Annotated in this window: 11 protein-coding genes; all 11 read right to left on the reverse strand. The window is 46.5% G+C overall.

The features are described 5' to 3' along the window. Window positions 1-13: 13 nt before the first annotated feature. The 11 genes from xerC to rplS all read right to left on the reverse strand — a co-directional run bounded on the left by xerC (window position 14) and on the right by rplS (window position 12,033). Window positions 14-931 (reverse strand): tyrosine recombinase XerC, encoded by a 918-nt coding sequence (gene xerC, locus OWN49_RS01225; protein WP_007409774.1) that lies wholly within the window; start codon window positions 929-931, stop codon window positions 14-16. A gap of 69 nt (window positions 932-1,000) precedes the next feature. Then, on the reverse strand, window positions 1,001-2,308 hold the full coding sequence (gene trmFO, locus OWN49_RS01230) for an FADH(2)-oxidizing methylenetetrahydrofolate--tRNA-(uracil(54)-C(5))-methyltransferase TrmFO (protein ID WP_012117550.1): 1,308 nt from the start codon (window positions 2,306-2,308) through the stop codon (window positions 1,001-1,003). A 64-nt stretch (window positions 2,309-2,372) separates the two neighbouring features. After that, window positions 2,373-4,448: a type I DNA topoisomerase gene (gene topA, locus OWN49_RS01235; protein ID WP_176283316.1), complete on the reverse strand. Its 2,076-nt coding sequence runs from the start codon at window positions 4,446-4,448 to the stop codon at window positions 2,373-2,375. A gap of 181 nt (window positions 4,449-4,629) precedes the next feature. Further along, complete coding sequence (gene dprA / locus OWN49_RS01240; protein ID WP_165409041.1) at window positions 4,630-5,529, reverse strand: DNA-processing protein DprA; 900 nt, start codon at window positions 5,527-5,529, stop codon at window positions 4,630-4,632. A gap of 64 nt (window positions 5,530-5,593) precedes the next feature. Then, window positions 5,594-6,496, reverse strand: coding sequence for a succinate--CoA ligase subunit alpha (gene sucD / locus OWN49_RS01245; protein ID WP_003154281.1), 903 nt, complete (start codon window positions 6,494-6,496; stop codon window positions 5,594-5,596). A gap of 28 nt (window positions 6,497-6,524) precedes the next feature. Beyond that, window positions 6,525-7,682: an ADP-forming succinate--CoA ligase subunit beta gene (sucC, locus tag OWN49_RS01250; RefSeq protein WP_003154283.1), complete on the reverse strand. Its 1,158-nt coding sequence runs from the start codon at window positions 7,680-7,682 to the stop codon at window positions 6,525-6,527. 174 nt (window positions 7,683-7,856) lie between these two features. Next, window positions 7,857-8,138: a FlhB-like flagellar biosynthesis protein gene (locus OWN49_RS01255; RefSeq protein ID WP_007409769.1), complete on the reverse strand. Its 282-nt coding sequence runs from the start codon at window positions 8,136-8,138 to the stop codon at window positions 7,857-7,859. Then, complete coding sequence (locus OWN49_RS01260; RefSeq protein ID WP_077722192.1) at window positions 8,135-9,838, reverse strand: glycosyl transferase; 1,704 nt, start codon at window positions 9,836-9,838, stop codon at window positions 8,135-8,137. The genes OWN49_RS01255 and OWN49_RS01260 overlap by 4 nt, the downstream gene beginning before the upstream one ends. Window positions 9,839-9,854: 16 nt before the next feature. Further along, window positions 9,855-10,622, reverse strand: a complete 768-nt coding sequence (locus OWN49_RS01265; protein ID WP_007611398.1) for a ribonuclease HII — start codon at window positions 10,620-10,622, stop codon at window positions 9,855-9,857. 72 nt (window positions 10,623-10,694) lie between these two features. Then, window positions 10,695-11,543, reverse strand: a complete 849-nt coding sequence (gene ylqF / locus OWN49_RS01270) for a ribosome biogenesis GTPase YlqF (RefSeq protein WP_070081818.1) — start codon at window positions 11,541-11,543, stop codon at window positions 10,695-10,697. 142 nt (window positions 11,544-11,685) lie between these two features. Then, window positions 11,686-12,033 (reverse strand): 50S ribosomal protein L19, encoded by a 348-nt coding sequence (rplS, locus tag OWN49_RS01275; protein ID WP_003154288.1) that lies wholly within the window; start codon window positions 12,031-12,033, stop codon window positions 11,686-11,688. Between the last annotated feature and the right edge of the window lie 55 nt (window positions 12,034-12,088).

The raw sequence follows: 12,088 nt of genomic DNA on the forward strand, positions 1-12,088 counted from the left end.
GAAGGGCCTCCTTTTAATTTTCTTTAAAAGCTCTCGGGTGGTGGGACATATATGTGTTTCTCAGCATTTCCTTCGATACATGCGTGTATATCTGCGTAGAAGACAGATTGGAATGGCCCAAAAGCTCCTGGACGCTTCTTAAATCAGCCCCTTCATTCAGCAGATGAGTCGCAAACGTGTGCCGAAGCATATGCGGGTGTATATGTAAAGTGCCGGATGCTTTTTTTACAAGCCCGCTTAAAATATACCGGATTCCTCTGGCGGTCAGCGGGCCGCCTCTTTGATTGACAAACAGCACATCATGAGGCTCTTTTGCTTTTTCAAGCAGGCACTGCCTTCCGCTGTTGATATACAGCTCCAGCGCATCACGGGCATATGAGCCGAACGGGATATAGCGCTGCTTCTTGCCTTTCCCGTGAACGAGCACCGTATCCATGAACAGGTCAAGATCGCCGACAGTGAGCGTACAGCACTCACTGACCCTCATTCCGGTCGCATAAAGAAGCTCAAGCAGGGCCTGATCGCGCATCCCTGACGGCTGACTTCTGTCTGAGACAGCGAATAGTTCCTCAAGTTCTTTTTCATAAAGAAACTTCGGAATCCGTTTCTCTTGTTTCGGCAGATGAACAAGCTGAAACGGATTCTCTTCAACAAGCTTTTCCCTCATTAAAAATTTATAGAAGCTTCTCAAAGCTGAAATTTTCTTGCTGATTGTTTTTCTTGACAGGCCTTTTTCATAAGCCTCTGTCAAAAATATTCTCACATCATGATATGCAGCTTCTTTCATTCCATTTATATTTTGAGCATGCAGAAACATCCCAAATTCTTCAATCGAATTAACATAATTCACAATAGTATATTGTGAATAATTTTTTTCAATTTGTAAATATTCAACGAATAACTTTAAAAAAAAGTTAACATTCTCAGTCATTATGAAGACCTCCCTCTCCGAAGGGCTTTTAAATGGTATCATATAATGCATCGAAGTTGCAATGAAAAGCTATATCGTTTTCGAAATAGTTTGAATAGTCTCAATTGCGCGTTTAGCGTATTCTTCATTTCGTTCTTTTTTGTTTTTAATTTTTACAGGCAATTCTTTTAAGAGGCCGAAGTTTGCATTCATCGGCTGGAAGTTCTTCTGATTTGTCGTCGTAATGTAGTGAGCCATGCTTCCGATCGCCGTCTCCTGCGGGAATGTCACAAGATCCTGACCGAGCACAAGTTTGGCGGCATTGATTCCCGCTACAAGACCTGAAGCGGCAGATTCAACATAACCCTCTACACCGGTCATTTGGCCCGCGAAAAACAGATCGTTCCGCTGTTTAAATTGATATGTCGGGTTCAAAAGACTCGGCGAGTTGATAAATGTGTTTCTGTGCATGACGCCGTATCTGACGATATCAACATTTTCAAGGCCGGGGATCAGTTTAAGCACTTCTTTTTGGTCTCCCCATTTTAAATGTGTCTGAAAACCTACAATATTATAAAGCGTTCCCGCCGCGTCATCCTGTCTGAGCTGAACGACTGCATAAGGGCGCTTGCCTGTTTTCGGATCTTCCAGTCCGACCGGTTTCATCGGTCCGAACAGCATCGTTTTCTTGCCTCTTTTCGCCATGACTTCAATCGGCATGCAGCCTTCAAAGAAGATTTCTTTTTCGAATTCTTTTAAAGGAACCGTCTCAGCCGTCGTCAATGCTTCATAGAAACGGTCAAACTCTTCCTCTGTCATCGGGCAGTTTAAGTATGCCGCTTCTCCCTTGTCGTAACGGGATTTTAAGTACACTTTCTCCATATCAAGGCTGTCTTTTTCGACAATCGGCGCCGCCGCGTCATAAAAATACAGATACTCTTCTCCCGTGAGCTCTTTCAGCTGCTGTGAAAGCGATTCTGACGTAAGCGGTCCGGTCGCGATAACCGTCGGGCCTTCCGGAATCTCTGTTACTTCCTCAGTAAGAACCGTTACGTTCGGATGGTTTTTCACGAGATCCGTCACGCTTTGCGCAAATTCATGGCGGTCAACTGCAAGCGCTCCCCCTGCGGGAACCGAGCATTTATCAGCAGATTGAATGATTGCTGAGTCAAGCGCCCGCATTTCTTCTTTTAATACGCCTACCGCATTGGCGAGTGTATTTGAACGGAGGGAGTTGCTGCATACCAGTTCAGCGAATTTATCAGTATGATGGGCTGCCGTCTGCCTGACGGGCCGCATTTCGTATAGTTTTACTTGAATTCCTCGTTTTGCAAGCTGCCATGCCGCTTCACTTCCGGCAAGGCCTGCTCCGATTACATTAACTGTTTGCTGGTTCATTTCTTTTCATCTCCTGTTGTTTGTCCCTTCCACACAAAGAAGGTGAGCAAGGCTCTGCTCACCGCTACTTCTGTGGTTCTTCCTTATAATCGCATTCGACGCATTGGACTTGTATGCCTTTTTTAAGCTTTTTCTCTACGAGCATATTTTCACATTTCGGGCATTTTCGTTCAATCGGTTTGTCCCAAGATACGAAGTCGCATTCAGGATAACGGTCACAGCCGTAAAAGACGCGTTTCTTTTTTGATTTTCGTTCGACAATGTTTCCTTCATGGCACTTCGGACATTTTACGCCGATTTGTTTGACAATCGGTTTTGTATTCCGGCAGTCAGGGAAGTTGGAACACGCCATAAATTTACCGTATCGGCCCATTTTATAAACCATCCGGGAGCCGCATAATTCACAATCTTCATCTGCGTATTCAGGTTCAATTTCCACTTCTTTCATTTCAGCTTCCGCTTTTTTCACGCGTTTTTCGAAATCGGTATAGAAGCTGTCAATGATTTGAACCCATTCTGTCTGGCCATCTTCAACATGGTCAAGGTCTCTTTCCATTTTAGCCGTGAATTCAACGTTGATGATTTCCGGGAAAAACTCCATGATAAGATCCAGCACGATCTGCCCAAGCTCAGTCGGCACAAACCGTTTATTGTCTAATCCCACGTAACCGCGGCGCTGGATGGTGTCAAGAGTCGGCGCATATGTCGAAGGACGGCCGATCCCCAGTTCTTCAAGCGTTTTAACCAGGCGCGCCTCTGTATAACGCGGAGGCGGCTGAGTATAGTGCTGCTCAGGCTCAATATCTTTTGATAAAACCGTGTCTCCCTCTTTAAGGTCCGGAAGCATGCGGTCTTTTTCTTCCAGCTGATCGTCTTTACCCTCTACATAGACTTTCATGAAGCCGGCGAATTTGACTTTACTTCCGTTTGCCCGGAATGTCAATCCGTTATTGCTGAGATCGACACTCATCGTATCAAGGACGGCAGGCGCCATCTGGCTTGCAACAAAGCGCTCCCAAATCAGCTTGTATAGTCTGAGCTGGTCTCTTCCAAGCACCGCTTTTAAGTCGGCAGGTTTTCTGAGTACTGAAGTCGGGCGGATCGCTTCGTGGGCATCTTGAGCGTTTTCATTTTTCTTTGCCGGTTTCCGTTTTCCCGCTAAGTACTCTTTTCCGTACGCCTGATCAATAAAAGCTGACGCCTCTTCAACGGCTGTATTGGAAATCCGCGTTGAGTCCGTTCTCATATACGTGATGAGTCCGACTGTCCCTTCTTTGCCGAGATCAATTCCTTCATATAATTGCTGAGCGATCATCATCGTTTTCTTCGCTCTGAAATTCAGCTTCCTGGCAGCCTCCTGCTGCAGAGTGGACGTTGTAAACGGCAGAGCGGGATTTCGTTTGCGCTCTTTTTTTGTCACCTTGTCAACTGTATACTTATTGCCTTTCAGCTGAGCAAGGACGGCTTTTACGTCTTCTTCGCTTTTTAAAGGAAGCTTTTTGCCGTTTTTCCCGAAAAATCCGGCTTCAAACGTCTCTTTTCCCTTTAAAAATGAGCCGGTAATCGTCCAGTACTCTTCAGGTTTAAAGTCATTGATTTCCTTTTCCCGGTCGATGATCAGCCGGAGCGCAACGGATTGCACACGGCCCGCACTGAGGCCTTTTTTTACTTTTTTCCAAAGAATCGGGCTGATTTTGTATCCGACGAGTCTGTCTAGTATGCGGCGCGCCTGCTGCGCATCGACAAGATCCATATTAATCATGCGCGGATGTTTAAATGATTCTTTAATGGCGTCTTTCGTTATTTCATTAAAGACGACCCGGCAGTCCGAGCTGAGATCCAGATCAAGGCTGTGTGCGAGATGCCATGCAATCGCTTCCCCTTCTCTGTCGGGGTCGGCTGCGAGATAGACTTTTTTTGCTTTCTTTGCCGCTGTTTTTAATTCTTTTAAAACAGGGCCTTTTCCGCGGATCGTAATATATTTCGGTTCAAAGTTCTGTTCGATGTCAACTCCCATTTGACTTTTCGGAAGATCCCGGACATGTCCCATTGAAGCTTTGACTTTATATTTCTTCCCTAAATAACGTTCAATCGTTTTCGCCTTTGCCGGCGATTCCACGATGACTAGATAATCAGACATTTTCATCCCCCTCAAGAGGTGTTCTCTCTCTTTTCAAGTATCAATTCATTTTAGAGCTGCCTTTTTATGGCTTTCAACATTTCATTCTTTATGATGAACGTCATTTTATACATGAAAATAATATGCAACTTTAAATCCTCACTATTATTAAATATTACAATACCGTTTGTCAAACGATATTTCAAAAGGGTTCCGTATACTGAACGCATCGGGCGGTCAGCTCTCCGTCAATATCCTCTGCGCATAATACAGCTTTCGCCCCTTCTTGAATGAGTTTTATAGGTCCTCCGGAATATGGATTAAATATGGAACCTGGAACGGCAAATACCTCTCTGCCTTGATCGAGGGCCTGGTAAGCTGTGATTAATGAACCGCTTTTTTCTTTTCCCTGTACGACCACAATTCCTTCACTTAGTCCGCTGATTATGCGGTTTCTCATCGGAAAATGCCATTTTTTCGGCTTTGTTTCAGGAGGATGTTCTGAGAGTAGGAGATGGTGTTCAGCCATGTATTCTGCTAACAGGAGATTTTCCCGGGGATAGATGTGATGGAATCCGCCGGCTATCACGCCGATCGTAAGCCCTTTTGCCCTGATGCTCGCCTTATGAGACAATCCGTCTATACCGGATGCAAGCCCGCTTACAATGACCCAGCCTTTTTTTGAGAGTTCGGCGGAAAGATGCCCAGCCGCTTTTATTCCGTCTTCCGTCGGTTTCCGCGTTCCTACAATCCCGATTTTTCTGCCTTTTTCAAGAAGCGGCGTGTTCCCTTTTGCATACAAGACAGCCGGCGGATCATAAATCGATTTAAGCCATGTTGGGTAGCGGCTTGATGAAATCGGAATGACAGTAATGCCTTCGCGGCGGTAATCGGACAGAACTTCATCAAGTTCCGGATCCTTGCGCTCTATTTCCCGAAAAATTGCTTCGGGCACTGTTTTCCCTTCTGATAAAGCAGTTAATGGATGCGGATCCGGTAAAAAAGACAGAGAGTGATCAGCTTTCCACCATTTTAATAGAAGAGACGGGGAAATGATTTGATTAATACTGCAGACCATTAAACAGCGCGATGCTTGATCCAAATCTGGCAACCTCCTCTTTTTTCAGCAAAAACAGGAACAGCCGTTACGGCTGCCCCTGCTTCGATCAGTGCGTTTTGCACGTTTCAAATAAGCCTTTTTCTTTTAACACCTTAATCAGCGTTTCACCCATTACAGAAGGGGTTTCCGCGACTTCAATTCCGCAGGCGTTCATCGTTTTGACTTTTTCTTCTGCCGTGCCTTTTCCTCCGGAGATGATGGCGCCCGCATGGCCCATGCGTTTTCCCGGAGGGGCGGTTTTACCGCCGATAAAGCCGACAACAGGCTTCGTCATGTTTGCTTTCACCCACTCAGCCGCTTCTTCTTCAGCTGTGCCGCCGATTTCTCCGATCATGATAACGGCATGTGTTTCAGGATCTTCATTGAACGCTTTTAACACGTCAATAAAGTTCGTGCCGTTGACCGGATCGCCGCCGATCCCTACAGCGGTAGACTGGCCTACGCCGGCTTCTGAAAGCTGATGGACGGCCTCGTATGTCAATGTTCCTGAACGGGATACAACGCCGACATGACCCTTTTTATGAATGTATCCCGGCATAATGCCGATCTTGCATTCTTCAGGTGTAATAACACCCGGGCAGTTCGGCCCTATTAATCTCGTTTTCTTGCCTTCCATAAAGCGCTTCACTTTCACCATGTCCAAAACCGGAATGTGCTCAGTGATACAAATGACAAGATCAATTTCCGCGTCAACCGCTTCCATAATTGCGTCCGCCGCAAACGGAGCCGGAACGTAGATGACTGACGCATCAGCGCCCGTTGTATGAACCGCTTCTGCGACCGTATTGAATACCGGTACGCCTTCCGCTTCCGTTCCGCCTTTTCCAGGTGTTACACCGCCAACGATATTCGTGCCGTATTCCAGCATCTGCTTTGTATGAAATAAAGCGGTAGAACCTGTAATCCCCTGTACAATAACTCTTGTATCTTTATTGATAAAAACACTCATTATCTGGTCCCCTGCCTTTCATTCTTTCCTAAACTAAGGATACGATTTTCTGTGCGCCGTCTGCCATTGATTCCGCAGATGTGATGTTTAAGCCTGATTCATTCAGGATTTTCTTTCCTAAATCTACGTTTGTCCCTTCAAGGCGCACGACCAGCGGCAATGTCAATCCGACTTGTCTCGTCGCTTCAACAACGCCCTCGGCGATAACATCACACTTCATGATGCCTCCGAAAATATTAACGAAAATTCCTTTTACGTTTTGATCGGAAAGAATGATTTTAAAAGCTTCCGTCACTTTTTCTGCGGTTGCGCCGCCCCCGACATCAAGGAAGTTTGCAGGTTCTCCGCCGTAGTGTTTAATGATATCCATTGTAGACATTGCAAGACCCGCGCCGTTTACCATACAGCCGATATTTCCATCAAGGGAAATGTAGCTTAAATCGTATTTTGACGCTTCGATTTCTTTCGGATCTTCTTCATCTAAATCTCTGTATTCCATAATGTCTTTTTGTCTGTATAACGCATTGCTGTCGAAGTTCAGCTTAGCATCCAGCGCCATGACGTTTCCGTCCCCCGTAACGACGAGAGGGTTGATCTCGGCGATGGAGCAGTCCTTCTCAACAAATGCTTTATATAAACCGAGCATAAATTTAGCGGCTTTGCCGACAAGCTCTTTCGGGATGTTAATTGCGAATGCAATTTCCCTTGCCTGATAGCCCTGTAGGCCGACAGCCGGATCAATTACCGCTTTTTTAATTTTTTCAGGTGTTTTTTCCGCTACTTCTTCAATCTCCGTTCCGCCTTCTTCAGACGCCATTAAAACGATTCTTGAAGTAGCGCGGTCAAGTACAAGCCCGACATAGTATTCCTTTTTAATATCGCAGCCTTCTTCAATAAGTAAGCGTTTTATTACTTGTCCGTCCGGACCCGTTTGATGTGTGACGAGCGTCTTGCCTAACAGTTCTTCGGCATACTCTTTCACTTCATCTTTTGTTTTTGCAATCTTTACCCCACCAGCTTTGCCGCGGCCGCCAGCATGGATTTGCGCCTTTACGACATAAACCGAGCTTGACAGGCTCTCTGCTTTTTCAACTGCTTCCTCTGCTGTAAAAGCCACTTTACCTTCAGGAACAGACACCCCGTATTTTCTGAGGACTTCTTTTCCCTGGTACTCATGGATATTCATTTCCCATCCTCCTAACTTATGTAGCAAAACTAAAAATAGACTGCGCTTTCATTCTATATAATACTGGAAGAATTGTCTAGGGTTCAAAACAAAATCTTTATATCCTTCCAAACATTCTAACTTTTATTTTATTGAAAATATAAATTTAAACGGAGTCCGGGAAATGAATGGTCCTTATTTTTCGTTTTTCAGGGTTTCGTCCAGTCTGTAAACAAATGAAAAAATTTCGGCCACGGTTTCATAGAGCGCCTCCGGTATCTGATCGTCAACCGTCAAATGGCGCATTAATTCGACAAGGGTTCTGTCTTCCTGAATGGGGACCCCAGCCTTCTCAGCTTCTTTTATAATATTTTCCGCCACATGCCCCCTGCCTGTTGCGACAACCTTCGGGGCTTGGTCTTTCTGCCGGTCGTAATGCAGGGCGACAGCTCTTCTTAACGGCGTTTGCTCTTTCATATTTTCACATCCACTTTTCTTCCGCCGTCTTTTTCTATAAACTCTTCCACAAGAGCGCTCTGGTCTTTCGGGCGCCGTTTTTTAGCCGTGACGCCTGACAGGCTGAAGCCCGTTTCTTTTACGGCTTCTTTTAAAGCCGGTACGAGAGGATCGATGGCCGACTGAAGCTCAAAATCAGTCTCAACCGTAATGGTCATTACATTTTGCTGAATCATGCAGTCCACAACGGTTTCTTGCAGTGTTTCAAGATGCAGCAAAAACAGGAGCCTGCAATGTGACGGATCGAGTTTTCCGTCCGGCTTCTTCCGTCCTTTAAAGAGAACTGTGATATCATTCTCATACGCGGACGCTCCCAGCGGAAATGACAGCACCATCTGCGTAAAAGAAGGGTTATGCTGCTCAATAAACAGCTGGCCGTTTAATTTATGAATAAGCGGTTCAGCCTCTTGTTTAACGGATTGGGGCGCTTCTTGAAGCGTCCGGACGGCTTGGAGGGCGGTTTTCAGCGCTTGTTTCTCCGGCTGAAGAGATACGCCTTTTTCAAGCGCTGTAATGAATGATAATTCATCACGCGTGCCCAATCCTTTTTTGATTTTCTGCAAAAGGCTTAATACATCATGTTTTTCCGCATATTTCAATTCGGTGAGCTGAACGGCTTTTTCGAAAACAGCCGCCTCCTGTTCTGTCAGATGTGCTTTTTGAAGAACAGGTGCTGTTTTAAATGTTTTTTCTTGAGAAATGAAAGCCTTAATGATCTCCGCCGTTACTTTTACGGGGCGGTTTTCAGTTTTTTCTGCCGATGTCATTAATTTCTCTATAATCTGTTTTGCCGTTTTTTCAGGAAGTTCCGGATCTGTCCGCGCACTCGGAGGAGAAGGTTGGCTTGAGACTGCCTTTCCGTTTTCACGAGTCTCTCGGACAAATGGTGATTGTTTGGATTCCGTCCGTTCTTCTTCATCCATCAGCCCGGTTTCTGGGATCGGCATGCGTGCAGCCTCGGCAAGCTTCTTCAAGAGACGTTCTGCATGAAGATCCGTTTCCGCGTTTAATACGTCAGAAACCGCCTCTTTGAGCACAGACAGCTCTTTTGCCGATTGCGGAGCCTGATTGATTGCCTGAAGCAGTCCTGAGAGGAGGCGACGGGTCGGAACCGGATATTTAACGGCATGAATGGCTGACAAGACTTCCGGATGTGCGGGCAGTTCCCGTTTCAGCGCAAATACGATTGTTTCCGCCGCTTTTTTCAATTCGGCGGCCGGAAGCGATTCAGCCCAGCGGATGCAGGCTTTGAGGCTGTTTTCCGTCATCGGCAGCTTCTGCTGCATAAACGTTTCGGCAATCTGCAGAGACACAGGGCCCGGTTTGACGGAAAGAGCGTTTAACAGTCTACCCGCTGCTTCCTGAACGGTTTTCGGGCTTCCTTCGAATTGGTCGATGACATGAAGCCGGCCCGTTTTTTCCGCCGGCTGTTTGTCATAAGAAAACCAGTAATACGCCTGCGGACGAAGGGCGGTTTCAAGTTTTCCCTGCATCGTCCGGCCGCCGATCTGGATAAGAGCGCTTTGATCGTCCAGCAAACGGAGAACCTTCCCTAACAGCAGCCTTTGAGTACCGCTGTCTTTATCGCCGTCCTGCCGGTCCGGAGGGATTTCCGCCGTCAGCTGTCTGAAAGCCGCTTGGATTTCGCCGCTAATGTTCATGTCTTAAGCCTCTTTTCTAACAATAAGATTGAACGGGAGCGAACGTTTTTCGGTGAATAGTTGTCGGTCCGTATGCCTGAAGAGCTTCAAGATGTTCTTTCGTTCCGTAGCCTTTATTTTTTTCAAAGCCGTACATGGGGTAGGTTTTGGCGTACTCAGCCATGAGACGGTCCCGCGTTACTTTTGCTATGCAGGCTCCGGCGGCAATTGACACGCTTTTGGCATCCCCTTTTATAACTGAAGACTGCGGAATGTCAAGCGGAAGGGTCATGGCATCAACAAGCAGATAATCAGGTGTTTCCGTTAAAGCATTGACGGCTTTTACCATCGCCAGTCTCGCGGCCTCATAAATGTTGATCCGGTCAATGACGTCCGCATGGACAATGCCGACTCCTACAGCCGCCGCTTCTTCCGTGATCCGGCTGTAATACTCCTCGAGCTTCTTTTCCGACAATTTCTTCGAGTCCGTGAGACCGAGAATCTCGCATTCTGCCGGCAAAATGACGGCGCCGGCGACAACCGGTCCGGCAAGCGGCCCTCTTCCGGCTTCGTCAACACCCGCAATCAGGCGGAAGCCCTTTTTGGATGACAGTCTTTCGTATGCCGTCATGTTCAGCCATTGCTCTTTAAGAGCTTTTTCCTTCGCGTGCTTTTTCAGCCATTGCTCTAAAAGCGTCTGTACGCTTTTTCTCGGGTCTTTCTCACATTGGGCAAGGAAGGGGTCGCTTTCGTCCCTGACCTCTTGCAGGCGTTCTTTTACGCTTTTTACGGTTAATGTATTCACGTTCTCTTCTCCCTTACATTATGTATATCGGTATTCTGCGGAAAAAATAAAGACCCGCATCGCTGCGCGTCTTTATTCTGATGGTGCTTCAAATGAAAGCCTGCCGAATTTTTCCGTACGGATGTCCCGAATGATGACTTCCGTTGTTTTATCATAGTCAACCATTCCGCCGCCCATCAAACAGCCGCGTTTTTCACCGATCGCGTCGAAAAGAGCGGCGATATCCTCAGGGATTTCCTGAAGTCCGTAGCGCTCCTTCAAACGGTCGGGATAATGCTCTTCCAGAAAGCGCAGCCCGAAAACAGCCACATCCTGCAGGTTGATAATCGTATCTTTAATCGCCCCGGTGATCGCCAGGCGCAAGCCGACAAGCTCATCTTCAAATTTAGGCCATAAAATTCCCGGTGTATCGAGCAGCTCTAATTCCTTGCCTACCTTTACCCACTGCTGTGAAGTGGTAATGCCGGGCCTGTCTCCCGTCTTGGCAATGTTTTTTTTGGCCAGCCGGTTAATGAGCGTAGACTTGCCGACATTCGGAATGCCGATGATTAATGCGCGGATTGCTCTCGGCCTAATGCCTTTTGCTTTCATTTTATCGAACTTATCCTTCAGCAGCTCTTTCGAGGACGGCACGATTTGATGCAGTCCCTGCCCGTTAACGGAGTTTATTGAAAGAGAGGGAATGCCCTGTTCCTGAAAGTGGTCCTTCCACTGGGCAGTCACAGCCGCATCCGCCTTATCGGCTTTATTTAAAAGCATAATGCGCGGCTTATTTTTTAAAATCTCCTCAATCATCGGATTTCTCGATGACATCGGGATTCTCGCATCCACCAATTCGTATACGATATCAATTAATTTCAGTTTTTCTGTTACTTCCCGTCTCGCTTTAGCCATATGGCCCGGGAACCATTGAATGGTCATGTGACTTCGACACCTGCCTTATTTACCGGAACCGGATGTTCCGATGATCTCTTATGTATTTTACGTTGCTTGTTCCGCTTTTACAAATTTCATATAAAAAAAGAGCCTGTTACGGGTAACAAGCTCTTTTCGTTCGTTATCATTATCGTCTGATTTCTTTAATACGAGCCGCTTTTCCGCGAAGTTCACGCAGGTAGTAAAGCTTAGCGCGACGTACTTTACCGTAACGTACAACTTCGATTTTCGCGATTTTTGGTGTGTGTACAGGGAATGTACGTTCAACGCCAACACCGTAAGAAATCTTACGAACTGTGAACGTTTCGCTGATTCCACCACCACGACGCTTGATCACAACACCTTCGAAGATCTGGATACGCTCACGGTTACCCTCAACAACTTTTACGTGTACACGTAAAGTGTCACCAGGACGGAACGCAGGAAGATCAGTGCGAAGCTGTTCTTTTGTGATATCTTGAATTAGTTTTTGCATCGTTTTCAACTCCTTCCAACAGATGCTCTTGGCCACAACTGCAAGGCACAGCGGA

The organism is Bacillus sp. NEAU-242-2 (genome assembly GCF_027853835.1).
Taxonomy (GTDB): domain Bacteria; phylum Bacillota; class Bacilli; order Bacillales; family Bacillaceae; genus Bacillus; species Bacillus velezensis.

Bases quoted from the DNA above. Each gene is read 5' to 3' on its own strand.
- trmFO (WP_012117550.1), bottom strand. From the start codon at position 2,308: ATGAACCAGCAAACAGTTAATGTAATCGGAGCAGGCCTTGCCGGAAGT.
- rplS (WP_003154288.1), bottom strand. From the start codon at position 12,033: ATGCAAAAACTAATTCAAGATATCACAAAAGAACAGCTTCGCACTGAT.
- OWN49_RS01260 (WP_077722192.1), bottom strand. From the start codon at position 9,838: ATGAACATTAGCGGCGAAATCCAAGCGGCTTTCAGACAGCTGACGGCG.
- OWN49_RS01255 (WP_007409769.1), bottom strand. From the start codon at position 8,138: ATGAAAGAGCAAACGCCGTTAAGAAGAGCTGTCGCCCTGCATTACGAC.
- topA (WP_176283316.1), bottom strand. From the start codon at position 4,448: ATGTCTGATTATCTAGTCATCGTGGAATCGCCGGCAAAGGCGAAAACG.
- ylqF (WP_070081818.1), bottom strand. From the start codon at position 11,543: ATGACCATTCAATGGTTCCCGGGCCATATGGCTAAAGCGAGACGGGAA.
- sucC (WP_003154283.1), bottom strand. From the start codon at position 7,682: ATGAATATCCATGAGTACCAGGGAAAAGAAGTCCTCAGAAAATACGGG.
- sucD (WP_003154281.1), bottom strand. From the start codon at position 6,496: ATGAGTGTTTTTATCAATAAAGATACAAGAGTTATTGTACAGGGGATT.
- xerC (WP_007409774.1), bottom strand. From the start codon at position 931: ATGACTGAGAATGTTAACTTTTTTTTAAAGTTATTCGTTGAATATTTA.